Below are 25,569 nucleotides of genomic sequence, written 5' to 3' on the forward strand. Positions count from 1 at the left end.
CACAATTACAGGCTCGACAACATGCGGCGGCCTGCTTACTCGGGTTTGGTGCTGCGACCCAACAACAGCGCAATCGCCTCGTTCACCGACAGCCCCTTATGACAGACCCGGTGCACGGCGTCGGTCAGCGGCATCTCGACGTCGTAACTGGACGCCAGCGCGAGCACCGCCTCACACGACGTCACCCCCTCGACGACATGGCCGTCGCGGTGCTGCAACGCCGATTCCATGGTCTCGCCCCGGCCCAGTCGCTCCCCGAACGACCTATTGCGGGAATGCGGTGAGGTGCAGGTGGCCACCAGGTCCCCCACCCCGGCCAGCCCGGCCAGTGTCGCGCCTTTGGCGCCCAGCGCGATCCCGAGCCGCATGATTTCGGCCAGCCCGCGGGTGATGATGGCCGCCGCGGTGTTTTCGCCCAACCCGACGCCGACGGCCATCCCGCACGCCAGCGCAATGACGTTCTTGCAGGCGCCGCCGATCTCGGTGCCGATGACATCGCTGTTGGTGTACGGACGGAAGTAGCCACTGTTCAGCGCACGCTGCAAGGCGACCGCCCGGCCGGAGTCGCTGCATGCGACGACGGTGGCCGCCGGCTGACACTCGGCGATCTCACTGGCCAGGTTGGGCCCGGAGATCACCGCGACGTGTGCCGGATCTACTCCGGTCACCGCGGTGATCACCTGGCTCATCCGCATCAGGGTGCCGAGCTCGATGCCCTTGGCCAAACTGACCAGGGTCGCGTCCTCGGGCAACAAGCCGGCCCACCGCCCCAGATTGGCGCGCAGCGTCTGTGCCGGAACGCCCAGCAGGACCGTAGCTGCGCCGCTGAGCGCCTCCTCGGCCTCGGGCGTGGCGCGGATGCCGGGCGGCAGCAACGTGCCGGGCAGATAGTCGGGGTTGTATCGGGTGCTGTTGATTTGCTCGGCGACGTCGGCTCGTCGGGCCCACAGGATGACCTCACCACCGGCGTCGGCCAGCACCTTGGCCAGCGCGGTGCCCCACGCGCCGGCTCCCATCACCGCAACGGTTCCCGTGCCGGCCATCCGCACCCCCTTTTGTCCGTTATGGCAGCTGTAGCCGCTACACAGTAGACCCGGCAGCTGGCCGCCGCCATGTCCAGCCCGACGCTCACCGTTCACCCGGAAACCGGCGCTGGCAGGATGACCTTCATGAGCGGCACACGGGCCGACGGTAGCGGTGATGTCGGCTTGATCATCGCCGTCAAGCGGTTGGCGGCCGCCAAGACTCGGCTGGCCCCGGTGTTCTCGGCGCGAACGCGGGAGAATGTGGTGCTGGCCATGCTGGTCGACACGTTGACCGCGGCAGCTCGCGTGCGTGCATTGCACTCGATTACCGTCATCACGCCCGACGACGCTGCCGCGGCTGCGGCAGCCCGGCTCGGCGCCAAGGTGCTGGCCGACCCGACGCCGCAAGACGATGCCGACCCGCTCAATAACGCCATCGCCGTCGCCGAACGCACGATGGCCGGGTCTTTGGCGAATCTAGTGGTGCTGCAAGGTGATTTGCCGGCACTACAGCCGCAGGAGCTTGCCGAGGCGATCTCTGCGGCACGCCAGCACCAGCGCAGCTTCGTCGCCGACCGGTGCGGCACCGGAACGGCCGCGTTGTGTGCCTTCGGCGCCGGACTCGACCCGCAGTTCGGGGCGGGTTCGTCCGCGCGGCACCGCCGTTCGGGTGCGGTCGAGCTCACCGGCGCCTGGCCCGGCCTGCGGTGCGATGTCGACACACCGGCGGACTTGGCGGCCGCGCGCCGCCTGGGCGTCGGGCCGGCGACGGCGCGAGCCATCGGTCACCGGTAGCCCGGTCCGGGCCCGTCCGAAGGTGAACGGCACACCAACGCCAGATTGATGTCGACCGGGTGGTGGCAACGTCACCCGGTGATAAGCAATGATCGCTGGGTGACCGAAACCGAAACCAGTCCAGTCACAGAGGCGCAGCCGGACGAGAATGCATGGCATCAAGGCGACTCGGCACTGACGGCACCCCCGGCTGCGACGCCCGCGGCGATCACCGACCAGCTGCCCGAAGACCGCTACCTCAACCGCGAGCTGAGCTGGCTGGATTTCAATGCTCGGGTGCTGGCGCTTGCCGCCGACAACTCCATGCCGTTGTTGGAGCGAGCCAAGTTCCTGGCGATCTTCGCGTCCAACCTCGACGAGTTCTACATGGTTCGGGTGGCCGGTCTCAAACGCCGCAACGAAATGGGGCTGTCGGTGCGTTCAGCCGACGGTCTGACACCGCGTGAGCAGCTGGGCCGCATCGGCGAGCAGACCCAGCAGATCGCCGGCCGGCACGCGCGGGTGTTCCTCGATTCGGTGCTGCCGGCGCTCGGTGAAGAAGGTATTTACATCATCACCTGGGCCGATCTGAATGAGACTGAGCGCGAGCAACTGTCGATCTACTTCAACGAGCAGGTCTTCCCCGTCCTGACCCCGCTGGCTGTGGACCCCGCGCACCCGTTCCCGTTCGTCAGCGGGCTCAGCCTGAACCTGGCGGTCACCGTGCGCCAACCCGACGACGGCGGTCAACACTTCGCCCGGGTCAAGGTGCCCGACAACGTCGACCGCTTTGTCGAGCTGGTCGGCCACAGCGATGCGGACGGGACAGAGGGGCAAAGGGTCCACCGGTTCCTGCCGGTGGAGGAGCTCATCGCGGCCTTCCTTCCGGTGCTGTTCCCGGGAATGGAAATCGTCGAGCATCACGCGTTCCGGATCACCCGCAACGCCGACTTCGAGGTCGAAGAGGACCGCGACGAGGATCTGCTGCAGGCGCTCGAACGGGAACTGGCGCGCCGCCGGTTCGGATCGCCGGTGCGGCTCGAAGTCGCCGACGACATGACCGAAGGCATGCTGGAGTTGCTGCTGCGCGAACTCGACGTCCATCCCGGTGACGTCATCGAGGTACCGGGGCTCCTAGACCTGTCGTCGTTGTGGCAGATTTACGGCCTGGACCGTCCGGCGCTCAAAGACCGGACTTTCGTTCCGGCCACCCATCCCGCGTTCGCCGAGCGGGAAACACCCAAGAGCATCTTCGCGACGCTGCGCGAAGGCGACGTGCTGGTGCACCATCCCTATGATTCGTTCTCCACCAGCGTGCAGCGGTTCATCGAGCAGGCCGCCGCTGATCCCGACGTGCTGGCGATCAAGCAGACGCTGTACCGCACCTCCGGGGATTCCCCGATTGTCCGGGCTTTGATTGACGCGGCCGAAGCGGGCAAGCAGGTGGTCGCGCTGGTCGAGATCAAGGCCCGCTTCGACGAGCAGGCCAACATTCGGTGGGCACGGCAACTCGAGCAGGCCGGCGTGCACGTGGCTTACGGGATCGTCGGACTCAAGACCCACTGCAAGACCGCGTTGGTCGTTCGCCGCGAGGGCCCGTTGATCCGGCGGTATTGCCATGTCGGGACCGGCAATTACAACAGCAAGACCGCCCGGCTGTACGAGGACGTCGGCCTGTTGACGGCCGCGCCCGATATCGGAGCCGACCTGACCGACTTGTTCAATTCGCTGACCGGTTACTCACGCAAGGTCTCCTACCGCAATCTGTTGGTGGCTCCGCATGGGATTCGCACCGGCATCATCGACCGCGTCGAGCGGGAAGTGGCTGCACACCGGGAAAGCGGTAACGGGCGCATCCGGCTCAAGATGAACGCCCTTGTCGACGAACAGGTCATCGACGCGCTCTACCGCGCATCGCGGGCGGGAGTGCCCACCGAGGTGGTGGTGCGCGGTATCTGCGCGTTACGCCCCGGCGCGGAAGGTTTCTCGGAAAACGTCACCGTGCGTTCCATTCTCGGCCGCTTCCTGGAACACTCGCGAATCCTGCATTTCCGCGCCATCGACGAGTTCTGGATCGGCAGCGCCGACATGATGCACCGCAATCTTGACCGGCGTGTTGAGGTGATGGCTCAGGTCAAGGATCCGCGGCTGACCGCACAGCTGGATGATTTGTTCGAGTCCGCGCTGGACCCGGCCACCCGCTGTTGGGAGCTGGGCCCGGACGGACAATGGACGGCGGCGCCCCAGGACGGCCGCAGTGTGCGCGACCACCAGGTATCGCTGATGGAGCGGCACCGCAGTCCCTGACACCGGTTGGCGACTCCCGCTGATTTGTGCCACATCCACGACCGCGAGCGGCCCAGGCCGAATTGACCTGCAGGAGTTAACGTGTCGATCCCTAGCACGTCCGCCCGCCGATGCACGGAGGGCAGGATCGTGTATGCCGCCGGCGCGGTGTTGTGGCGTCCGGGAAAGGCCGAGGGAGCAGTCGAGATTGCCGTGATCCACCGTCCCCGTTACGACGATTGGTCACTACCCAAGGGCAAGGTGGATCCCGGGGAAACGACAGCGGTGGCGGCGGTGCGTGAGGTGTTCGAGGAGACCGGCCAGCAGGTGCACCTGAGCCGGCGTCTGACCATGACTAGCTACCCAATCGACCAAGGTGTCAAGAAGGTCTACTACTGGGCTGCGCGCCGCATCGGCGGGGAATTCGTTCCCGGTAGCGAAGTCGACGATCTGGTCTGGTTGCCGATCGCCAGCGCCATGGCGCGGCTTGACTATGCACAAGATCGAAAGGTCTTGCGCCGGTTCGCCAAACAGCCGGCGGATACCAAGACGGTGCTGGTGGTCCGGCACGGCACCGCCGGCAGCAAGTCCCGCTTCCGCGGCGACGACACCAAACGACCGCTGGACAAGAAAGGACGTGCGCAGGCGGAGGCGCTTGTCGGGCAGTTACTGGCCTTCGGCGCCAGCACCATCTACGCCGCCGACCGGCTGCGCTGCCATCAGACGGTGCAGCCGCTCGCCGAGGAACTGGGCGTGAGCATTCACAACGAACGTGCGCTCACCGAGGAGTCCTACGCCAAGAACCCCAAACGTGGCCGACATCGGGTGCTGCGGATCGCCGCGCAGCCGGGGACGCCGGTGATCTGCACGCAGGGCAAGGTAATTCCGGATCTCATCGCGTGGTGGTGCGAGCGCGACGGCGTGCGCCCGGACAAGTCCCGCAACCACAAAGGCAGCACCTGGGTGCTTTCGCTCTCCCGCGGGCGGCTCATTGCGGCCGACCATATCGGCGGCGCGCTGGCCGCCAACGTGCGGGCCTAACGCACAGATACCCTTTGGGCGGCGTCGCTGCCACCCAAAGGGTATCGGCGATGTACTGACTTACTTGCGACCGCGCCTGGTGCTCGTCGTCTTCTTGGCCGGTGCCTTGGTGGCCGGCCGCTTCGCCGCCGCCTTCTTCGCCGGTGCCTTGGTGGCCGCCTTGCGCACCGGCGCCTTGGCGGCGGTCTTCTTCGCCGTTGCCTTGGTCGCCTTGGCGGGCGCCTTGGCGGGCGCCTTGGTCGCGGCCTTCTTGGCGGGCGCCTTGGTCGCGGCCTTCTTGGCGGGCGCCTTGGTCGCAGCCTTCTTGGCGGGCGCCTTGGTCGCAGCCTTCTTGGCGGGCGCCTTGGTCGCAGCCTTGCGCGCGGGTGCCTTCTTCGCCGCCTTCTTGGCGGCACTCGTCCCCACACCACGCTTCACGGCAGGGCCTTCCGCCGGGAGCTTTTGTGCGCCAGCCACAACCGCTTTGAATTGCGCGCCGGGCCGGAACGCCGGGACTGAAGTCGGCTTCACCTTTACCGTCTCGCCGGTCCGGGGATTGCGAGCCACGCGGGCCGCGCGGCGGCGCTGTTCGAAGACGCCAAATCCGGTAATGGTTACGCTGTCGCCCTTGTGCACGGCGCGCACAATGGTGTCGACGACATTCTCGACGGCGGCGGTCGCCTGGCGACGGTCCGAGCCCAATTTCTGTGTGAGCACGTCAATGAGCTCTGCTTTGTTCATCCAACCCTCCGAAGCTAGTGGTCCTCGTTAATGGAACCGACTAGTGGACACGGTAAACCTTTACCTGGCAAATTGCCAAGAGCCACGCGCAATTTCGGGACCCCGGAACGGCAATTTTCGCAATCCGATTGCCGCCCTTGACCGGTGGCGCGGCCTCCAAATGAACCCGGCTTGCCCGCCTTACCCAGGGTTGCGGCCGCCGAAATTCCGTATCGATGGGCCCTTCACGAGCCGGGCAGAGTGCGCGGTTTCCACGCCGGGTAAGCCGCTTCATAAGACTCGATTTCGTCGAGTTTTCGCAGCGTAAGGGCTATATCGTCAAGGCCTTCAAGCAGTCGCCACGCGGTGTGGTCGTCAATCTTGAACGGCAGCACCACTGTTCCGGCGGTGATATTTCGATCTTGAAGATTGACAGTAATTTCCAACCCGGGACTCTGCTCGATGAGCTTCCAGAGAAGTTCGACGCCGTTTTGGTCGACTTCGGCCGCCAGCAGCCCCGCCTTGCCGGCGTTGCCGCGGAAAATGTCACCGAATCGAGACGAGATAACCACCCGGAATCCGTAGTCCATGAGCGCCCAGACCGCATGCTCGCGCGAGGATCCCGTGCCGAAGTCCGGCCCGGCGACCAAGACCGAGCCGCGGTCAAAGGGACTGAGGTTCAGCACGAACGACGGATCCGAACGCCAACTCGCAAACAAGCCGTCCTCGAAACCGGCTCGGGTGACGCGCTTCAGGAAGACCGCGGGGATGATCTGGTCGGTATCGACGTTGGACCGTCGCAGCGGCACACCAATGCCGGTGTGAGTGTGAAAGGCTTCCATGCTGTTCCCCTAACCCGTTGAGTTCAATTCAAATCGACCGGCGCGGAAAGGGTGCCGCGAACAGCGGTCGCGGCGGCAACGGCCGGTGAAACCAAATGCGTACGGCCCCCTTTTCCCTGTCGCCCTTCGAAGTTGCGGTTGGACGTCGCGGCGCAGCGCTCCCCGGGAGCGAGCTGATCGGGATTCATTCCTAGGCACATCGAGCATCCCGCCTGGCGCCATTCGGCGCCTGCGGTGGCAAAGATCTCACCCAGGCCTTCTGCTTCGGCCTGCGCGCGAACCCGCATGGACCCCGGAACGATGAGCATCCGAACGCCCGGCGCCACCGTGCGGCCGCGCAGGACATCGGCCACCACCCGCAGGTCTTCAATGCGGCCGTTGGTACACGACCCGACGAACACGGCGTCGACGGCGATGTCGCGCATTGCCGTTCCGGGCCGAAGGTCCATATAGGCCAATGCTTTCTCGGCAGCCTGCCGCTCCGCGTCATCGGTCATCAGCTCCGGGTCTGGCACCGCGCCGGCCAGCGGCACTCCTTGTCCGGGGTTGGTTCCCCAGGTGACATAGGGACTCAACGAGGTGGCATCGAGGTACACCTCGGTATCGAAGACGGCCCCGGGGTCGGTCCGCAATTGTCGCCAATAGGCCACAGCGGCGTCCCACCGGTCACCGGTCGGCGCGTGCGGACGGCCGCGCAAGAACTCGTAGGTGGTTTCGTCCGGTGCCACCATGCCGGCTCGGGCACCGGCTTCGATGCTCATGTTGCAGATCGTCATGCGAGCTTCCATGGACAGCGATTCGATGGCGGCGCCCCGGTATTCGATGACATGACCCTGTCCGCCGCCGGTGCCGATCTTGGCGATCAGCGCCAGAATGATGTCCTTGGCCGATACGCCCGGCGGCAGTTGCCCTTCGACATTGACCGCCATGGTCTTGAACGGCCGCAGCGGCAGCGTCTGAGTTGCCAGCACGTGCTCGACTTCGGAAGTGCCGATACCCATTGCCAACGCGCCGAATGCGCCGTGGGTCGAGGTATGGCTATCGCCGCAGACGATCGTCATTCCCGGTTGGGTGAGGCCCAATTGCGGTCCGACGACGTGCACGATGCCCTGCTCGATGTCGCCCATCGGATGCAGCCGGATGCCGAATTCGGCGCAGTTGCGCCGCAACGTCTCCACCTGGGTGCGCGAAACCGGGTCGGCGATCGGCTTGTCGATGTCGACGGTGGGCACGTTGTGGTCCTCGGTGGCAATGGTCAGGTCGGGACGCCGCACTCGGCGACCGGCCAGCCGTAGACCGTCGAACGCCTGCGGGCTGGTCACCTCGTGCACCAGATGCAGATCGATGTAGATCAGGTCGGGCCCGTCTCCTTGTTCAGAGGCGCCACCGGACACCACAACGTGGTCGTCCCAAACCTTCTCCGCCAACGTACGGGGCCTGCGAGTCTGAACTGCCATCTCGGATTGCCTCGATTCACTCAATAGCGGCTCACTGAACCACCGGGCTTTGTTCTCAGAATATGAGACGCTAGTATCTTGATGTGAGACAGCATAGCGGCATCGGCGTGCTCGACAAAGCCGTGCGCCTGTTGCACGCGATCGCGGAATCTCCGTGCGGACTGGCCGAACTCTGTGACCGAACCGGCCTGCCGAGGGCCACCGCATACCGCCTGGCAGCCGCTCTCGAGGTGCATCGCCTGCTGGGACGCGACGAGGAAGGCCGGTGGCGTCTTGGTCCCGCGGTGTCCGAACTCGCGGCCCAAGTCAACGATTCGCTGCTCGCCGCGAGCAACGGTGTGCTGCCGAAATTGCGCGAGACCACCGGCGAGAGCGTGCAGTTGTATCGCCGCGAGGGCACGACACGGGTCTGCGTGGCTGCGCTGGAACCGGCTGCGGGCCTTCGCGATACGGTTCCGGTTGGAGCGAGATTGCCGATGACGGCTGGCTCGGGGGCCAAAGTGCTGCTGGCCCACAGTGACGCGGCGATCCAACAGGCGGTGTTGCCGAATGCGAAATTCGGCGAACGGGTGCTGGCCGACGTCCGCCGGCGCGGTTGGGCGCAAAGCGTGGCCGAACGGGAACCTGGGGTGGCAAGCGTTTCGGCGCCGGTGCGCGATCGCCGCGGCGTTGTGGTCGCCGCGATCTCGGTTTCCGGCCCCGTCGACCGGATGGGGCGGCGCCCGGGTGCGCGTTGGGCCGCCGACCTGTTGGCGGCGGCGGAGGAGATCACTCGCCGGCTCTAGCGGCCTTAACTCCGGAACGCCCACAACCGACTGACGCCGCCGCGTGGGCGTCACGACCACCTGACACACTGACGCCATGGGTACCAACCAGCGCGCGCAGATCGTCATGACCGAGGCAGAAATCACCGACTTCGTCAACAAGAGCCGCACCGGCACGCTGGCCACCATCGGCCCGGATGGCCAGCCACACCTGACGGCCATGTGGTACGCGGTGGTCGACGGCGAAATCTGGCTGGAAACCAAGGCAAAGTCACAGAAGGCCGTCAACCTCAAGCGGGATCCTCGGGTGAGCTTCCTGCTCGAGGACGGCAACACCTATGACACGCTGCGCGGGGTGTCCTTCGAGGGCGTCGCGGAGATCGTCGACGAGCCCGACGCCCTGTTCCGCGTCGGAGTCAGTGTGTGGGAGCGTTACACCGGGCCCTATAGCGACGAACTGAGGCCCATGGTCGACCAGATGATGAACAAGCGCGTCGGCGTCCGCATCGTCAGTCACCGCACCCGCTCGTGGGACCACCGCAAACTGGGACTGCCGCACATGCCGGTGGGTGGTTCAACCGCACCGACCGTGCTGGGGACCGGTGCGGCTGAAAAGTGACTCCTGTAGCCCCGATGGGATTCGAACCCACGCTACCGCCGTGAGAGGGCGGCGTCCTAGGCCGCTAGACGACGGGGCCAGAACCGATCCGAGCTGTCAGCATAGCTCACCGCGGTAAGCCCACCTAATCACTCGGTGTCCGCTTCGTGTCAGTGAGACTTTGCTGGGGTACCAGGACTCGAACCTAGAATGGCTGAACCAGAATCAGCTGTGTTGCCAATTACACCATACCCCATCTGCCGCCTAAAACCGCTGGTCAGCGTGGTTTCTGGGAACCATAGCCAGGTCTCCGCGGACCGCTGCTGCCAGCCGTTGTAGGCCGACGTGCAGACTACCAAAAACTAGCCCGGCCAGTCGCACGCCCGGGTTCTATTCTGCGCGACGCCGCATTCTAGGTGACCCGATCGCGCGCTGAACGAAGCCGCGCCAGGCTGCGGTCGCGGCCGAGCAGCTCCAATGATTCGAACAGCGGGGGGCTGACCGTGGTGCCGGTGGCGGCCACTCGGATCGGTCCGAATGCCTTGCGGGGTTTGAGATCCAGGCCTTCGATCAGCGCAGCCTTGAGGGCCTCCTCGATGTGGGCGGCGGTCCAGCCGGACACATCTTCGAGCGCGGCCACAGCCGTGGCGAGAACCGGAGCCGCGTCGGGACCCAGTTCCTTGGCGGCGGCTTTGGGGTCGATGGCGTACTGGTCGTCGCTGAGGAACTTCAGCAGATCCCACGCATCGCCGAGCACCACGATTCGGGTCTGCACCAGCTCGGCGGCCGTGGCGAACGCGGCGTCGTTCAATTCGATCCGATGGCCGTGCGCGTCCAGGTAATCGCGGAGCCGACGGGTGAAGTCTTCGACATCGAGCATCCGGATGTGCTCGGCGTTGAGGGCGTCGGCCTTCTTCTGGTCGAACCGCGCCGGATTCGAGTTCACGTCGGCCACGTCGAACGCCGCCACCATCTCGTCGAGGCTGAACAGATCGCGGTCGTCGGCGATCGACCAGCCGAGCAGCGCGAGGTAATTCAACAACCCTTCGGGAATGAAGCCGCGGTCGCGCTGCGCGAACAGGTTCGACTGCGGGTCGCGTTTCGACAGCTTCTTGGTCCCCTCTCCCAATACCGTTGGCAGATGGGCGAATTCAGGAACGCGTTCGGCTACCCCGATCCGGATCAGCGATTGGTACAGCGCGAGCTGTCGCGGCGTCGACGGCAGCAGGTCCTCACCGCGCAGCACGTGCGTGATCTTCATCAACGCGTCGTCGCACGGGTTGACCAAGGTGTACAGCGGATCTCCGTTGGCGCGGGTCAACGCGAAGTCGGGCACCGAGCCGGCCGCGAATGTGGTGGGCCCGCGGACCAAGTCGCTCCAGCTGAGATCGGTGTCGGGCATCCGCAGTCGCACCACCGGCTGACGACCCTCCGCCAGATATGCCGCGCGCTGGGGATCGGTGAGGTAACGGTCGAAATTGTCGTAGCCCAGCTTGGGGTTGCGGCCGGCGGCGATATGGCGGGCCTCGACCTCTTCGGGCGTCGAAAAGGCGTAGTAGGCCTCGTCTGCCGTGAGCAGCTGGGCGATGACATCGCGGTAGATTTCGGTGCGCTGTGACTGGCGGTATGGGCCGTAGGGTCCGCCGACCTCGGGCCCCTCGTCCCAGTTCAGGCCGAGCCAGCGCAACGCGTCGAGCAGTGCCAGATAGCTTTCCTCGCTGTCGCGCTGAGCGTCGGTGTCTTCGATGCGAAAGACGAAGGTGCCGCCCGTGTGACGAGCGTAGGCCCAGTTGAACAGCGCGGTGCGGACCATGCCGACGTGCGGAATACCGGTGGGCGACGGGCAGAATCGGACCCGAACGCGGGTTCCTTCTTCTTCAGGAGCAGCTGCAGTCACGACTTTCCTTTGCGCACTACGGGATTGGTAAGGGTGCCGATGCCTTCTACGGTGATGGAGACGGTGTCACCGTCTCCGATGGGACCGACTCCGGCCGGCGTCCCGGTGAGAATGAGGTCTCCGGGCAGCAACGTCATGACCGCCGAGATCCATTCCACGATGGCGCCGATGTCGTGGATCATCAGCGACGTGCGGGCGTGCTGTTTGACTTCGCCGTTGACTTCGGTGCGCAGTTCGAGGTCGGCGGGATTCACGTCAGTGACGATCCACGGGCCGACCGGGCAAAATGTGTCGTGGCCTTTCGCCCGGGTCCATTGGCCGTCGGCCTTCTGCTGATCGCGGGCGGATACGTCGTTGGCGATGGTGTAGCCGAGGATGTTGTCAGCGGACTGGGCGGCTGGGACGTCCTTGCACGGCCGGCCGATCACTATCGCGAGCTCACCCTCGAAGTGAACCGGTGATGCATTGGCGGGCAACCGAATCGGTACATTGGGACCGACGATTGCGGTGTTGGGTTTGAGGAATATGACCGGGTCGGCCGGAGCGGGGCCGGTTTGGCCGCCCATTTCGGCGATGTGGTCGGCGTAATTCTTGCCGACGCATACCACCTTGCTGGCAAGTATCGGAGCCAGCAGCCGGACATCGGCCAACGGCCAGGAGCGGCCGGTGAAGGTCGGCGTACCGAAGGGGTGTTCCGCAATCTCCCGGACGGTCATCCCCCCTGGGTCGTCTAGGGAGCCTTCGATGCTGACGAACGCGACTCCGTCAGGACTGGCGATTCGACCAAGGCGCATTCGGATGAGCCTAACGACGGTCGCGAGCCCGGCGCAGCCGGGCGCTGCGGGCCGTCGTCATCGGACCCAGACGGTCGCGAGCCCGGCGCAGCCGGGCGCTGCGGGCCCGGCTGACCGCTGGTCTGCACAAGCCCGTGAATCCCCGGGTAATTGCTCGACAACAGAAGGCACCCGAGCAATGACATCTGTGCGAGCATGGCTTGATGGCCACGGAGCCGGCCAGCGCAGCGCTGCGCCGGTCGATGGTCGCGATTGCGCTGACGGTAACCGCCAGTGCGTTCTCCTTTATCAACGCCGTTCCGTTCATGATTCCCGCACTGGAAGCCGCGCGTGGAACCGCATTGCCGAGGCGGGTCTGCTGTCGGCGATGCCGAGCCTGGGCATGGTGGTCACGCTGATCGCCTGGGGTTATGTGGCGGACCGCATCGGCGAACGCACCGTACTCGCCACGGGTTCGGCGCTGACTGCGGTCAGCGCGTTTGCCGCGGCGTCGGTTAGCTCGCTGGTGGTGATGGGCGCACTGTTGTTCTTGGGCGAGATGGCGGCGGCCAGCTGCAATCCCGCCTGCGGCCGCCTGGTGGCGGGTTGTTTCCGGCGCATCAGCGGGGGCTGGCCATGGGAGTCCGCCAGACTACGCAACCGTTGGGAATCGCCATGGGCGCCTTGGTGATTCCGCGGCTCGCTGAGCACCGTCCAAGCTTGGGACTGCTGTTTCCGGCGTCGGCGTGCGCGGTGTCGGCCGTAGTCGGCGCCCTGATCGCACACGACCCGCCGCGCAAGCCACGGACCGCGGCCGCCGAAACCGAGCTCGTGCACCCCTATCGCGGCAGCGCCGTGCTGTGGCGGATCCACGCGATCTCAGCACTCATGGTGATGCCGCTGTCGATGACGGTGACCTTCATGCTGGTGTGGTTGACCGGCAACCACGGCTGGTCGGTGCGAGCTGCCGGTGCGCTGGTGACCATCACTCAACTACTCGCTGCCCTGACCCGCATTGCGGCCGGCCGCTGGTCCGATTATGTGGTTCCCCCCAAATCGTGGAGGTTTCCTCTATGCGGCTTCCCGGTTGGTGGCCGCAGCGTTCTCCTAGTTGATGGGGCTGACCATCCCGATCGTGCTGTGCCGCCGGACGTGGTTGTAGAAGCCGTAGCACCAGTCAAGCACGCCAGCACGTGCTTGCACAATACCGGACAGCCCCCTCACGGAACTCCCGGTCGTACTTCATCCGCTTCTCTGGCATCGTGCTCCTCATTGTCGATGCCTCTACGGTTTGGGGGGAACCTCAATTATGCGGGATCGCGCATGCGCCCGGTCCGCATCGTCGCGCTCGCCACCAGCGTCACGTTGCTGATGCTGTCCCTGGCCAATCAGCTCGACTCGCCGCTTGCGGTGGCGTTCATGGTGTCCGTGTCGGTCATCACGGTGATGGACAACGGGCTCGAGGCCACTGCGATCACCGAATTCGCCGGACAATTCTGGAGTGGGCGCGCGCTGGGCGTTCAGAACACGACGCAGCGGCTGATGACCTTGGCCGGCCCGCCGGCATTCGGAGCGATGATCACAGTCGGCGGCTATCCGCTGGCGTTCGCACTGTGTGGGCTGTTCCCACTAGCCGCGGTACCCCTGGTGCCCGTCGGCTTGCTTCCGCCCGGCGCGGAAGACCGCCCGGCCGCACATCCTGTTGGCCAACTTCAACCGAAACCAGTTCGTGCCCGTGGTTAACAGGCGCGGGGGGCGGTCGGGCCGGCAACCTTTCCGGGCAGCCGATCGGCGCGTGCTTGTGCGAGCATGAGCCAATGCCGCGTCAACCGAGCGACCCCGGCGAATTGAGCTTGTTTGCGCGCTGGTCGATCGTGGTCGTCTCGCTGCTGGTGACGGCGAGTTCATTTCTTTTCATCAACGGCGTTGCCTTCCTGATCCCCCGGCTGGAAGCCGCGCGCGGAACCCCACTGACACAAGCTGGTCTGTTGGCGTCGATGCCCAGCTGGGGCATGGTGGTAACGCTGGTGGCGTGGGGCTACGTCCTGGACCGCGTGGGTGAGCGGATTGTGATGACGGTGGGCTCGGCTCTCACCGCCGCAGCCGCCTATGCCGCCGCGTCGGTGCACTCGCTGACGCTGATGGGCATCTACCTGTTTCTGGGCGGCATGGCGGCCGCCAGCTGCAACAGTGCCGGTGGTCGGCTGGTATCGGGCTGGTTTCCGCCGCATCAGCGAGGACTGGCGATGGGCGTCCGTCAGACCGCGCAGCCGCTGGGAATCGCGCTGGGCGCGCTGGTCATACCCGAGCTGGCCGAACGTGGCACCCGTGCCGGGCTGATGTTTCCCGCCGTCGCGTGCACGGTGGCTGCGGTGGCCAGCCTGATCGGAGTAGCCGATGCGCCGCGCAAGTCCCGCAAGGTCGCCACTGACGAAGAGCTGGCCAGCCCGTATCGGGGGTCGTCGGTGTTGTGGCGCATCCACGCGGTATCCGCGCTGCTGATGATGCCGCAGACGGTGACCGTGACGTTCATGTTGGTCTGGCTGATGAACCATCACGGTTGGTCGGTCGCGGCGGCCGGTGGTTTGGTGACCGTTTCGCAGCTGCTGGGGGCGCTGGGTCGGATCGCGGTTGGGCGCTGGTCAGACCACGTCGGCTCACGCATGCGGCCCGTCCGCGTTATCGCCGTCGCCGCCGCATCGGCGCTGTTCCTATTGGCGCTCGCCGACAAGATCGGTTCGCGCTATGACGTGTTATTCATGATCGCCATCTCGGTGATCGCGGTACTCGACAACGGGTTGGAGGCAACGGCGATCACCGAGTTCGCCGGTCCCTATTGGAGTGGACGCGCACTGGGGACCCAGAACACCACCCAGCGCCTGATGGCGGCCGCCGGGCCCCCGCTGTTCGGTGCGCTTATCACGACGGCGGCCTATCCGCTGGCATGGGCGCTGTGCGGGTTGTTTCCGTTGGCGGCGGTGCCGTTGGTGCCGACTCGCCTGCTGCCGCCCGGCTTGGAGACCCGAGCGCGGCGGCAATCGGTTCGCCGGCATCGCTGGCGACAAGCCGTCCGCGCCCGCGAGCTGCCAAGTAGGCCTCGGCTGGCCGGCCCGCCCGGGTCGTCCAGGCCCGGCCGAGGCGGACGAGCACCGACGCCACCGACGTGATCGCCCGGTGGCGGCGCCTCGGTGAGTTTTGCCAAAGTGCCGCAACGAGAACTATCAATTAGGTGCAGACAACATCGACGCGGCGTTGGTCGCTGCTCGCAGTCGCGCTCATCGCGACGTTGTGCGCCACCATCTTCATCAATGGCATCGCTTTTCTGATTCCCGCACTCAATGACGTGCGCGGCATCAGCCTGTCCGAAGCCGCCCTGCTCTCGGCGCAGCTTCGGCATGGTCGTTACCGTTCCTAAACAGTGAGTGAAACTGAGTTTTGCTCAGTGGGGCGGCCCGAACGGTGTTGGCCGCTGACAGTGGGTGTTTTCTGGTGGACCGGCACGCCTCGTCGGCGTTGCGGGCGTAGCGGTGGGCCAGAACTGTCACAGCGTCGTGTGGTGCCCGGTGGCTGGTCAGGTCTGGCCGGTGGAGTGCCCGCGCTCATCCGCTGTTGGGTGCGGGGTCCTGCCGGCCGACGCCTGATCGGCTTGCCTGGGTTGGATGAACTACTACGGCCGGTTTTACCGGTCGCGGTTGTATCCACTGTTGCAGCGCTTCAACACCTACTTGATGCGTTGCGTCCCTACCGCGGCACGGCGGTGCTGTGGCGAATCCACCTCGCGTCTGCCCTGCTCATCGTTCCGCAGACGGTGGTCTTGGCGTTCATGCTGGTCTGGTTGATCAAGGGCCACGGCTGGTCGATCGCGGCAGCCGGCACCTTGGTGAGCGTCTCGCAACTGCTGGGTGCGCTCGGCCTGATCGCCGCCGGGCGGTGATCGGACCACGTCGGGTCCCGAATGCGGCCCATCCGGATGATCGCCGTCGCCGCCGCCCTGGTGATGATGTTGCTGGCGCTGGCCGATCACTTGCACTCGGCTGTCGCGGTGGCGCTGATGGTCGCCGCATCAGTGATCACGGTGCTCGACAAAGGCTTGGCGTTCACCGCTATCACCGAGCTGGCCGGAGCGCTTCTGGAGCGGACGGGCGATGGGCGCCCAGAACACCACCCAGCGACTCACCGCGGCAATCGGACCGCCGGTGTTCGGCGAGGTGATCGAGGTGTCCGGCTATCCGCTGGCTTTTGCGGTGTGCGGACTGTTTCCGCTGCTGGCGTGGCCGATTGTGCCGCAGCACGCGCGCGCGCACGCCCGAGCGGGCTAGAGCGCCGCGGCAATCCGGTCGCCCACGGCGGTGGTGGCCAGTCGTTCGTCCCCCCGAGTCGCCAAGTAGGCCTCGACCGCCCGGTCCACCCGGCCGGCGGCGTCGTGCTCGCCGACGTGGGCAAGCAGCAGCGCCACCGACATGATCGCCGCGGTCGGATCGGCGATGCCCTGACCGGCGATGTCGGGCGCGCTGCCATGCACCGGCTCGAACATCGACGGGTTGGTCCGGGTCGCGTCGATATTTCCACTGGCGGCCAAGCCGATTCCGCCGCACACCGCCGCCGCCAGGTCGGTGATGATGTCGCCGAACAGGTTGTCGGTGACGATGACGTCGAAGCGGCCGGGGTCGGTGATCATGTGGATGGTGGCGGCGTCGACGTGCTGATACGCCAGGTCGATGTCGGGGTACTTCTCGCCGGTCTCCTGCACGGTTCGCCACCAGAGTGCGCCGGCGAAGGTCAGCACGTTGGTCTTGTGCACCAGTGTCAGGTGCTTGCGACGCCGCTGGGCTCGCTCGAACGCGTCTTGGACGACTCGGCGCACCCCGAATGCGGTGTTCACGCTGACCTCGGTCGCCACCTCGTGGGGCGTGCGGACCCGAATCGCACCGCCGTTACCGGTGTAGGGACCCTCGGTCCCCTCGCGCACCATCAAGAAGTCGATGTTGGGATTGCCGGCCAGCGGGCTCTTGACGCCCGGATACAGCCGAGCCGGTCGCAGGTTGATGTGGTGGTCCAGCTCGAAACGCAGTCGCAGCAACAAGCCGCGCTCCAGGACACCGCTGGGCACCGACGGGTCGCCGATCGCGCCCAGCAGGATGGCATCGTGCTCGCGCAGTTCGGCGAGCACCGTGTCCGGCAATAGCTCGCCGGTGGCGTGGAACCGCCTGGCGCCGAGGTCGTAGCCGGTCTTCTGCACGCCCGGCAGTACCGCGTCGAGGACTTTGACCGCTTCGGCAACCACCTCGGGACCGATCCCGTCGCCTGCGATGACCGCGAGCTTCACGACAGGTCAACCACTTCGAGCTTGTCCGCGCCGACTGCAGCCACGATCGCCGACCGGACCTCGTTCGGCACATCCCGGTCCAACCGCAGCAGGATCGTCGCGCCCGGACCCTCGACGTCCTCGGACAGCTGCGCGGCGTGGATGTTCACTGCGACCCCGCCGAGCAAAGTGCCGATCTTGCCCAGAGCTCCCGGCTGGTCGACGTAGTGGACGACGAGGTTGATCCCTTCGGCACGCATGTCGAAGTGGCGACCGTTGATCTGCACAATCTTCTGGGTCAGTTGCGGGCCATACAGCGTGCCCGAGACGTCCACGACGGAGCCGTCCGCGCCGACCGCACGAACGTCGACGACACTGCGGTGGTTCGGGCTTTCCGAGGCCTTCCTGATCTCCGCGGAGACCCCGCGCTCGGCGGCCAGCGCCGGGACGTTGACAAAGGTCACCGGATCCTCGATCACCGCCGAGAACAGCCCGCGCAGCGCCGATAGTTTCAGCACCTCAACGTCTTCGGAGGACAGCTCACCGCGGACCTGTACCGACAATGACACCGGCATGCCGTCGGAGAGGGCCGCCGCCAGCACGCCGAGCTTGCGCACCAGGTCCAGCCAGGGCGCCACCTCTTCGTTGACCACTCCCCCGCCGACGTTGACCGCGTCGGGAACGAACTCCCCGGCCAGCGCCAGCCGGACGCTTTCGGCAACATCGGTTCCCGCCCGGTCCTGGGCTTCCACGGTGGACGCCCCCAGGTGCGGTGTGACGACGACCTGCGGCAGCTCGAACAGCGGGCTGTCGGTGCACGGCTCGCTGGCGAACACGTCGAGACCGGCCGCACGCACGTGACCACTGGTGACCGCGTCGGTGAGCGCCGCCTCGTCCACCAGCCCGCCGCGGGCGGCGTTGACGATGATGACGCCGGGTTTGGTCTTGGCCAATGCTGCTTTGTCGATCAGACCTGCGGTCTCCGGCGTCTTGGGCAGGTGCACTGAGATGAAGTCGGCGCGCGCCAGCAGCTCGTCCAGGGGCAGCAGTTCGATTCCGAGCTGCGCAGCGCGGGCGGGCGAGACATACGGGTCGTAGGCGACGACGTGGGCGTCGAACGCGGCGACCCGCTGCGCGACCAACTGTCCGATGCGGCCCAAACCGACGACGCCGACGGTCTTTCCGAAGATCTCGGTGCCGGAGAACGAGGACCGCTTCCAGGTGCGCTCGCGCAGCGTGGCGTCGGCGGCCGGGATCTGCCGGGCCGCGGCCAGCAGCAACGCCAACGCGTGCTCGGCGGCGCTGTGGATGTTCGACGTCGGGGCGTTGACCACCAGCACGCCGCGCGCGGTGGCGGCGTCTACGTCGACGTTGTCCAGGCCGACGCCGGCGCGTGCCACGATCTTGAGCTTGGGAGCCGCGGCCAGCACTTCGGCGTCCACGGTGGTGGCCGACCGTACCAACAGCGCGTCGGCCTCGGGCACCGCGGCCAGCAGCTTTTCGCGATCCGGACCGTCTACCCAGCGCACCTCGACCTGGTCTCCCAGGGCGGCGACCGTCGATTGGGCAAGTTTGTCGGCGATTAACACAACAGGCAGGTTCACCCGGACAGCGTAGCGGCGACCGCGAGCACGGCGGAGCCGGGCGCTGCGGGTCGACGCCATCAGCCCAGCGGCGACCGCGAGCACGGCGGAGCCGGGCGCTGCGGGTCGACGCCATCAGCCCAGCGGCGACCGCGAGCACGGCGGAGCCGGGCGCTGCGGGTCGACGCCATCAGCCCAGCGGCGACCGCGAGCACGGCGGAGCCGGGCGCTGCGGGTCGACGCCATCAGCCCAGCGGCGACCGCGAGCACGGCGGAGCCGGGCGCTGCGGGTCGACGCCATCAGCCCAGCGGCGACCGCGAGCACGGCGGAGCCGGGCGCTGCGGGTCGACGCCATCAGCTCGGTCGGTTGTAATCAACGGGTGGACGTCACGGTCGTCGGCAGCGGGCCCAACGGGCTGGCTGCGGCCGTCATCTGCGCCCGAGCCGGCCTGAAAGTACAGGTACTCGAGGCCCAGCCGACCTTTGGAGGCGGCGCGCGCAGCGCGGCCGACGTCGAATATCCCGGAGTCCTGCACGACGTGTGTTCGGCGGTGCATCCCCTGGCGCTGGCGTCGCCGTTTTTCGCCGAGTTCGATTTGCCCGCACGCGGTGTGACACTGGCCGTACCGGAGATCGCGTATGCCAACCCGCTGCCGGATCGGCCGGCGGCGATCGCCTACCGCGACCTGACCCGTACCTGTGCCGAGTTGGACGACGGTGCGTCCTGGCGACGCCTGCTCGGGCCGCTGGTGACGAATTCCGGTGCCGTCGTGGACGTTATGCTCGGCGACAAACGTTCGGTGCCCACTTCGCTGATGCCGACCGTGCATCTCGGGTTGCGAATGCTGGCCCAGGGCACGCCCGCGTGGCGATCGCTGGTGGGCGACGATGCCCGGGCGCTGTTCACCGGCGTTGCAGCCCATGCCATTTCGCGGTTGCCGTCGCTGGTGTCGGCGGGTGCGGGGCTGATGCTGGCCACCCTCGCGCATTCGGTCGGCTGGCCGATCCCGGTGGGCGGCAGCCAGGTGATCGCCTACGCGCTGATCGCCGATCTGCGGGCACATGGCGGTGAGCTGGCGTCAGGCGTCGAGATCACCTCTCCGCCTTGCCCTCCGGGCGAAATCGTCGTTTTCGATACGGCACCGACCACACTGTTACGTATTTACCGTGACACGATTTCGGCTCGGTACGCTAAAGCGTTGCGCCGGTATCGGTTTGGATCGGGAGTGGCAAAGGTCGACTTCGTGCTCGGCGACGAGATTCCCTGGTCGGATACCCGGCTCAGACAGGCGCCGACACTTCACCTCGGGGGCACCCGCGAGCAAATGGCGCGAGCCGAGGCGGCCATCGCGGCAGGGCACCACGCCGACTGGCCGATGGTGCTGGCCGCAAGTCCGCACCTCGCCGACCATGGCCGCATCGATTCCGCCGGTCGCCGGCCACTCTGGACGTACGCCCACGTGCCGTCGGGCTCGCGGGTCGCCGCGACCGAGGCGGTCACGCGGGTCGTCGAGCGGTTCGCACCCGGCTTCCGCGACGTCGTCGTCGCAGCCCGTTCAGTGCCCGCCGCACAGCTGGCCGACCACAACGCCAACTACGTCGGCGGCGATATCGCGGTGGGCGGCAACTCTGTCTGGCGTGCGATCGCCGGGCCTACGCTACGCGTTAACCCTTGGCGCACACCGATTCCCAAGGTGTACCTGTGTTCGGCGGCCACTCCGCCCGGCGCGGGCGTGCATGGCATGTCCGGTTATTACGCCGCGCGCACCCTGCTGCGGCACGAATTCGGCATCACTGACATGCCTAAGCTGACCCCATGACGAAACTCGCGGTCATCTACTACTCAGCTACCGGCCATGGAACGACGATGGCCAAACGAGTCGCCGCGGCCGCCGAGGTAGCCGGTGCCGAAGTCCGGTTGCGACACGTGACCGAGACCCGCGACCCGGCCTCGTTTGCGCACAACCCGGCCTGGACGGCGAATTACGAAGCCACCAAGGAGCTACCCGCGGCCACCGGCGAGGACATCGTTTGGGCCGACGCGGTGATTTTCGGCTCACCCACCCGTTTCGGCTGCGTTGCGGCGCAATTGCGGGATTTCCTGGACTCGCTGGGCGGTCTGTGGGCTGAGGGCAAGCTCGCCGACAAAGTGTATGCGGGCTTCACCTCGTCTAACACCCTGCACGGCGGTCAGGAGACCACGCTGCTGACCCTGTATGTCACGCTGATGCATTTCGGTGGCATCATCGTGCCGCCCGGCTACACTGACCCGCTGAAGTTCGTCGACGGCAATCCCTATGGGGCAAGCCTGGTTTCGACTCACGACAATATCAACGAGTTCGACGGGGCGACCGGTGACGCGTTGGAGCACCTGGCGCGCCGGGCAGTCCAGGTCGCGGACCGGCTCAGGTCGTCGGGCTCCTCCTCATCGCCCCTCAAGAGGTAGCCATGCGCGAAAGCGAATTGATCGGTACGGCACCGTAAATCGGATCCGTGCCGAACACTGTGGCGCCGGTGTTCGCCAAGGGCGACATTGAGCTGTACGAAGTAGACCCGCCGCTGTGTGGTTTCCGAGTGATCGCGGCCTCACAAACGCTTTGGGCGATCCGTATCCATACGCCACCGACTCCACCCGAGGATCCGGTCTCGACGGCACTGTATGGGGTGACCGGTGGCGAAGCCCTGAACATCCTGTCGGAGCAAAAGCTACCGGGAAGTGCCGATGGCAGATCCCCAGCCCGAGCTCTCGCCGGGATCGGATACCGGGTGTTGTGATCATCGACTCGCCGGACGTGGACTCAGGACGAAAAGATGGCCGCGCGAGTTTGGTCTCGACCCACGACACAGCAACGAGTTCGACGACGCGACAGCGACCCACCGGACGACCTCGGGCGTCGGGTGGTCCAGACCGCCGACCGCCTGCGCCGACACTGAACCTACGCACGCGACACGCCGACGCGGGTGTGCGCAGATTCAGTCTCGACGCGTCGAAACTACGCCGTCTCGGTGATCGGCCGGTCCACCCAGCTCATCAGGTCGCGCAGCTTCTTGCCGACGACCTCGATGGGATGCTCAGCATTCTCCTTGCGCAGCTGCTCGAGTTCCTTGTTGCCGCCCTCGACGTTGGCCACCAGCTTCTTGACGAAGGTGCCGTCCTGGATCTCGCGCAGGATCTCGCGCATCCGCTCCTTGGTGCTGGCGTCGATCACCCGCGGACCTGACAGATAGCCGCCGAATTCCGCGGTGTCGGACACCGAGTAGTTCATCCGAGCTATCCCGCCTTCATACATCAGGTCGACGATCAGCTTGAGCTCGTGCAGCACCTCGAAGTAGGCCATCTCGGGCGGATAGCCCGCCTCGACCATCACGTCAAACCCGGCTTTGACCAATTCCTCTGTGCCGCCACACAAAACGGCCTGCTCACCGAAAAGATCGGTCTCGGTCTCGTCTTTGAACGTGGTCTTGATGACGCCGGCGCGGGTGCCGCCGATGGCCTTGGCGTAGGACAGCGCCAGCGCCTCGCCCTGACCGGTCGGGTCCTGGTCGACGGCGATCAGGCAGGGCACACCCTTGCCGTCGACGAATTGGCGCCGCACCAGATGGCCTGGTCCCTTCGGTGCGACCATTGCGACGGTGACGTCGGCGGGCGGCTTGATCAGGTTGAAGTGAATGTTGAGTCCGTGACCGAAGAACAACGCGTCACCGGGCTTCAAGTTGGGCTCGATGTCGCCTGCGAAGATCTCCGCCTGGGCGGTGTCAGGGGCCAACAGCATGATCACATCGGCCCACTTGGCAACCTCGGCCGGCGTGTTGACCTCTAGGCCCTGCTCTTCGACCTTGGCCCGCGACTTGGAGCCCTCCTTCAGTCCGACGCGCACTTGCACGCCAGAGTCGCGCAGGCTCAAAGAGTGCGCATGGCCTTGGCTGCCATAGCCAATGACGCCAACCTTGCGGCCCTGGATGATCGACAGGTCTGCGTCGTCGTCATAGAACATCTCTAATGCCACTGTTGCGTTTCTCCTTGTTGGTTACTTGACAGTGCCGATACACCGCGGGCCGCGGGACAACGACACCATTCCGGATTGGGCGATTTCGCGGATACCGAAGGGCTCCAATACTCGCAGCAGCGCCTCGAGCTTGCCGCGGTTACCGGTGGCCTCCACGGTCAATGATTCCGGAGATACGTCAATCACGTTGGCGCGGAAGAGGTTTACTGCTTCGATCACTTGGCTACGGGTACCGGCGTCGGCGCGGACCTTGATCAGCGCCAATTCCCGCGACACCGAATGATCGTCGTCCTGCTCGATGATCTTGATGACGTTGATGAGCTTGTTCAGCTGCTTGGTGACCTGTTCCAGTGGGGTCTCCTCGCAGGCGACCACGATGGTCATCCGCGACATGTCCTTCTGATCGGTCGCTCCCACCGCCAACGATTCAATGTTGAAACCGCGCCGGGAGAATAGCGCCGCGACGCGCGCCAGCACGCCGGGTTTGTCTTCGACCAGGACCGACAGCGTGTGCGTCTTAGGCGACCCGTTCACCATCAGGCGTGCCCTTCACTTTCGTCATCAAACAGGGGACGGATGCCGCGGGCGGCCTGAATCTCGTCGTTGCTGGTGCCGGCGGCCACCATCGGCCACACCTGCGCGTCGGCGCCGACGATGAAGTCGATCACCACCGGGCAGTCGTTGATCGCCCGAGCCTGGTTGATCACGTCGACAACGTCTTCCGCACGCTCGCAACGCAATCCGACGCAACCCAACGCCTCGGCCAGCTTGACGAAGTCGGGGATTCGGTGCGAGTGGGTGGCCAGGTCGGTCTGCGAGTAGCGCTCCTCGTAGAACAGGCTCTGCCACTGCCGCACCATGCCCAGGTTGCCGTTATTGATCAACGCCACCTTGATCGGTATGCCCTCGATCGCGCAGGTGGCCAGTTCCTGGTTGGTCATCTGGAAACAACCGTCGCCGTCGATCGCCCACACTTCGGTGTCGGGCAACGCGATCTTGGCTCCCATGGCAGCCGGAATGGCAAAGCCCATGGTGCCCAGCCCACCCGAGTTCAGCCAGGTCCGCGGCTTCTCGTACTTGATGAACTGCGCCGCCCACATTTGGTGCTGGCCGACGCCGGCGACATAGACGGCGTCCGGGCCGGCGATCTCGCCCAGCTTCTCGATCACGTACTCCGGACTGAGGCTGCCATCGCTTTGCGGACCGTAGCTCAGCGGATAGGTCTTTCGAACGCCTTCGAGATACGCCCACCAGTCGGTCAGCTCGAGGTCGCCGGGAATATCGTGGTGGCGCAGCATCGCGATGAGCTCGGCGATGACGGCCTTGACGCAGGCCACGATGGGGACATCGGCGTGCCGGTTCTTGCCGATCTCGGCCGGGTCGATGTCGGCGTGGATGACCTTGGCTTCCGGGGCGAAGGAGTCCAGCTTTCCGGTTACCCGGTCGTCGAAACGGGTGCCCAGCGCGATCAGCAAGTCACTACGCTGCAGTGCTGCCACGGCGGCCACCGTGCCGTGCATGCCGGGCATGCCCAGGTTCTGGCGATGGCTGTCGGGGAACGCTCCGCGAGCCATCAGTGTGGTGACCACCGGGATGCCGGTCAGTTCGGCCAGTTCGCGGAGCTGCTCGGTCGCCTCGCCGCGGATGACGCCGCCGCCGACGTACAGTACCGGCTTGCGCGCGACGGCGATCAGCTTGGCGGCAGCACGGATTTGGCGGTTGTGCGGTTTGGTGTTGGGCTTGTAGCCGGGCAGATCCATCCGCGGCGGCCAGCTGAACGTGCACTGGCCCTGTAGCACGTCCTTGGGGATGTCGACGAGCACTGCTCCGGGCCGACCAGATGCCGCGATGTGGAACGCCTCGGCGATCACCCGGGGAATTTCGTCGCCGGTGCGGACCAGGAAGTTGTGCTTGGTGATCGGCATCGTGATACCGGAGATGTCGGCCTCCTGGAAGGCGTCGGTGCCGATCAGCCCGCGGCCGACCTGGCCGGTGATGGCGACCACCGGTATCGAGTCCATCTGTGCGTCGGCCAGCGGCGTCACCAGGTTGGTCGCACCCGGGCCCGACGTCGCCATGCACACCCCCACCCGGCCGGTGGCGTGCGCGTAGCCGCTGGCGGCGTGGCCGGCTCCCTGCTCGTGGCGGACCAGCACGTGGCGCAGCTTCTGGGAGTCGAACAGCGGGTCGTACACCGGCAATACGGCGCCGCCCGGAATCCCGAAGATGACGTCGACGTCGAGCTCTTCCAGGGACCGGATGACCGCTTGCGCCCCGGTGAGTTGCTGCGGCGCAACATGTCTGGGTTGGGGCACCGACGGTTTGGCGCCGTTTTCCCCGCCTTGCGATGTCGGTGAGTGTGGCTTCGTTGGTGCGCTCACTGTCGTGTTAATCCTTTATTGCGGTGGCGGTCTCGTTGGTGGGCAAGAAAAAACCCCCGCCAGCTCAGCTGCTGCACGAGGGTTGCGCGTTGGTGCTCGATCGACCTAGTCAGGCACCAACGCGCCGACCAAGTAC

The 25,569-nt window shown here is 66.0% G+C and carries 20 protein-coding genes, 2 tRNA genes and 3 pseudogenes; 12 read left to right on the forward strand and 13 right to left on the reverse strand.

The window, feature by feature from the left end:
• Nucleotides 1–35: 35 nt before the first annotated feature.
• Nucleotides 36–1,043, reverse strand: coding sequence for an NAD(P)H-dependent glycerol-3-phosphate dehydrogenase (locus CDN38_RS05270; protein ID WP_075511690.1), 1,008 nt, complete (start codon nucleotides 1,041–1,043; stop codon nucleotides 36–38).
• 126 nt (nucleotides 1,044–1,169) lie between these two features.
• On the opposite strand from CDN38_RS05270, the gene cofC reads away from it, so the two are divergent.
• From cofC to mutT1, 3 genes are all read left to right on the forward strand, one after another.
• Nucleotides 1,170–1,820, forward strand: a complete 651-nt coding sequence (gene cofC / locus CDN38_RS05275; RefSeq protein WP_075511715.1) for a 2-phospho-L-lactate guanylyltransferase — start codon at nucleotides 1,170–1,172, stop codon at nucleotides 1,818–1,820.
• A gap of 78 nt (nucleotides 1,821–1,898) precedes the next feature.
• The gene (locus CDN38_RS05280; RefSeq protein ID WP_075511689.1) at nucleotides 1,899–4,106 is read left to right on the forward strand and encodes an RNA degradosome polyphosphate kinase; all 2,208 of its coding nucleotides are present in this window, start codon (nucleotides 1,899–1,901) and stop codon (nucleotides 4,104–4,106) included.
• 81 nt (nucleotides 4,107–4,187) lie between these two features.
• Nucleotides 4,188–5,126 carry an 8-oxo-(d)GTP phosphatase MutT1 gene (gene mutT1, locus CDN38_RS05285; protein ID WP_075511688.1) on the forward strand — a complete coding sequence of 313 codons (939 nt, stop codon included), beginning with the start codon at nucleotides 4,188–4,190 and terminating at the stop codon, nucleotides 5,124–5,126.
• A gap of 60 nt (nucleotides 5,127–5,186) precedes the next feature.
• Here mutT1 and CDN38_RS05290 read toward each other — a convergent pair whose 3' ends face one another.
• The 3 genes from CDN38_RS05290 to leuC all read right to left on the reverse strand — a co-directional run bounded on the left by CDN38_RS05290 (nucleotide 5,187) and on the right by leuC (nucleotide 8,124).
• A complete protein-coding gene (locus CDN38_RS05290; RefSeq protein ID WP_075511687.1) occupies nucleotides 5,187–5,846 on the reverse strand; it encodes an HU family DNA-binding protein in 660 nt (219 codons plus the stop codon).
• Nucleotides 5,847–6,070: 224 nt separating this feature from the next.
• Complete coding sequence (gene leuD / locus CDN38_RS05295) at nucleotides 6,071–6,667, reverse strand: 3-isopropylmalate dehydratase small subunit (protein ID WP_075511686.1); 597 nt, start codon at nucleotides 6,665–6,667, stop codon at nucleotides 6,071–6,073.
• Between the two features lie 23 nt (nucleotides 6,668–6,690).
• A complete protein-coding gene (gene leuC / locus CDN38_RS05300) occupies nucleotides 6,691–8,124 on the reverse strand; it encodes a 3-isopropylmalate dehydratase large subunit (RefSeq protein ID WP_075511685.1) in 1,434 nt (477 codons plus the stop codon).
• 83 nt (nucleotides 8,125–8,207) lie between these two features.
• On the opposite strand from leuC, the gene CDN38_RS05305 reads away from it, so the two are divergent.
• Together CDN38_RS05305 and CDN38_RS05310 are read left to right on the forward strand one after the other, a co-directional pair.
• Nucleotides 8,208–8,909, forward strand: coding sequence for an IclR family transcriptional regulator (locus CDN38_RS05305; RefSeq protein WP_075511684.1), 702 nt, complete (start codon nucleotides 8,208–8,210; stop codon nucleotides 8,907–8,909).
• A gap of 76 nt (nucleotides 8,910–8,985) precedes the next feature.
• Nucleotides 8,986–9,507 (forward strand): PPOX class F420-dependent oxidoreductase, encoded by a 522-nt coding sequence (locus CDN38_RS05310; protein ID WP_075511683.1) that lies wholly within the window; start codon nucleotides 8,986–8,988, stop codon nucleotides 9,505–9,507.
• A gap of 6 nt (nucleotides 9,508–9,513) precedes the next feature.
• Here CDN38_RS05310 and CDN38_RS05315 read toward each other — a convergent pair.
• The 4 genes from CDN38_RS05315 to CDN38_RS05330 all read right to left on the reverse strand — a co-directional run bounded on the left by CDN38_RS05315 (nucleotide 9,514) and on the right by CDN38_RS05330 (nucleotide 12,177).
• Nucleotides 9,514–9,586 (reverse strand) — tRNA-Glu (locus CDN38_RS05315).
• A gap of 84 nt (nucleotides 9,587–9,670) precedes the next feature.
• Nucleotides 9,671–9,742 (reverse strand) — tRNA-Gln (locus CDN38_RS05320).
• 156 nt (nucleotides 9,743–9,898) lie between these two features.
• Nucleotides 9,899–11,383, reverse strand: a complete 1,485-nt coding sequence (gene gltX / locus CDN38_RS05325) for a glutamate--tRNA ligase (protein ID WP_082277223.1) — start codon at nucleotides 11,381–11,383, stop codon at nucleotides 9,899–9,901.
• The gene (locus CDN38_RS05330) at nucleotides 11,380–12,177 is read right to left on the reverse strand and encodes a fumarylacetoacetate hydrolase family protein (protein WP_075511681.1); all 798 of its coding nucleotides are present in this window, start codon (nucleotides 12,175–12,177) and stop codon (nucleotides 11,380–11,382) included. The genes gltX and CDN38_RS05330 overlap by 4 nt, the downstream gene beginning before the upstream one ends.
• Before the next feature lie 203 nt (nucleotides 12,178–12,380).
• On the opposite strand from CDN38_RS05330, the pseudogene CDN38_RS05335 reads away from it, so the two are divergent.
• From CDN38_RS05335 to CDN38_RS32850, 4 genes and pseudogenes are all read left to right on the forward strand, one after another.
• Nucleotides 12,381–13,200: pseudogene (locus CDN38_RS05335) on the forward strand (MFS transporter); the annotation flags it as partial.
• Between the two features lie 381 nt (nucleotides 13,201–13,581).
• Nucleotides 13,582–13,899 (forward strand): annotated as a pseudogene (locus CDN38_RS29265) (MFS transporter); the annotation flags it as partial.
• Nucleotides 13,900–13,973: 74 nt separating this feature from the next.
• Nucleotides 13,974–15,323, forward strand: a complete 1,350-nt coding sequence (locus tag CDN38_RS05340; protein WP_075512005.1) for an MFS transporter — start codon at nucleotides 13,974–13,976, stop codon at nucleotides 15,321–15,323.
• A 62-nt stretch (nucleotides 15,324–15,385) separates the two neighbouring features.
• Nucleotides 15,386–16,475, forward strand: a pseudogene (locus tag CDN38_RS32850) (MFS transporter).
• Here the strand turns inward: CDN38_RS32850 and CDN38_RS05355 are convergent.
• Nucleotides 16,472–17,482, reverse strand: coding sequence for a 3-isopropylmalate dehydrogenase (locus CDN38_RS05355; protein ID WP_075512003.1), 1,011 nt, complete (start codon nucleotides 17,480–17,482; stop codon nucleotides 16,472–16,474). The pseudogene CDN38_RS32850 and the gene CDN38_RS05355 overlap by 4 nt on opposite strands.
• On the reverse strand, nucleotides 17,479–19,065 hold the full coding sequence (gene serA, locus CDN38_RS05360; protein ID WP_075512009.1) for a phosphoglycerate dehydrogenase: 1,587 nt from the start codon (nucleotides 19,063–19,065) through the stop codon (nucleotides 17,479–17,481). Before serA ends, CDN38_RS05355 begins: the two co-directional genes overlap by 4 nt.
• Nucleotides 19,066–19,425: 360 nt before the next feature.
• On the opposite strand from serA, the gene CDN38_RS05370 reads away from it, so the two are divergent.
• From CDN38_RS05370 to CDN38_RS05380, 3 genes are read left to right on the forward strand one after another with little or no spacing between them, the layout of a single operon-like run.
• On the forward strand, nucleotides 19,426–20,865 hold the full coding sequence (locus tag CDN38_RS05370; RefSeq protein ID WP_075512002.1) for a phytoene desaturase family protein: 1,440 nt from the start codon (nucleotides 19,426–19,428) through the stop codon (nucleotides 20,863–20,865).
• Nucleotides 20,862–21,491 (forward strand): NAD(P)H:quinone oxidoreductase, encoded by a 630-nt coding sequence (wrbA, locus tag CDN38_RS05375; protein ID WP_075512001.1) that lies wholly within the window; start codon nucleotides 20,862–20,864, stop codon nucleotides 21,489–21,491. The genes CDN38_RS05370 and wrbA overlap by 4 nt, the downstream gene beginning before the upstream one ends.
• Nucleotides 21,492–21,538: 47 nt before the next feature.
• A complete protein-coding gene (locus CDN38_RS05380) occupies nucleotides 21,539–21,820 on the forward strand; it encodes a hypothetical protein (protein WP_233026764.1) in 282 nt (93 codons plus the stop codon).
• 218 nt (nucleotides 21,821–22,038) lie between these two features.
• On the opposite strand, the gene ilvC is transcribed toward CDN38_RS05380, so the two are convergent.
• The 3 genes from ilvC to CDN38_RS05395 are packed head-to-tail and all read right to left on the reverse strand — an operon-like array spanning nucleotide 22,039 to nucleotide 25,433.
• Nucleotides 22,039–23,040, reverse strand: coding sequence for a ketol-acid reductoisomerase (ilvC, locus tag CDN38_RS05385; RefSeq protein ID WP_099319329.1), 1,002 nt, complete (start codon nucleotides 23,038–23,040; stop codon nucleotides 22,039–22,041).
• Between the two features lie 33 nt (nucleotides 23,041–23,073).
• A complete protein-coding gene (ilvN, locus tag CDN38_RS05390) occupies nucleotides 23,074–23,589 on the reverse strand; it encodes an acetolactate synthase small subunit (RefSeq protein WP_075511999.1) in 516 nt (171 codons plus the stop codon).
• Nucleotides 23,589–25,433: an acetolactate synthase large subunit gene (locus CDN38_RS05395; protein ID WP_075511998.1), complete on the reverse strand. Its 1,845-nt coding sequence runs from the start codon at nucleotides 25,431–25,433 to the stop codon at nucleotides 23,589–23,591. Before CDN38_RS05395 ends, ilvN begins: the two co-directional genes overlap by 1 nt.
• Nucleotides 25,434–25,569 lie beyond the last annotated feature (136 nt).

Origin of the sequence: Mycobacterium ostraviense (assembly GCF_002705925.1) — a bacterium.
Classification (GTDB): Bacteria; Actinomycetota; Actinomycetes; order Mycobacteriales; family Mycobacteriaceae; genus Mycobacterium; species Mycobacterium ostraviense.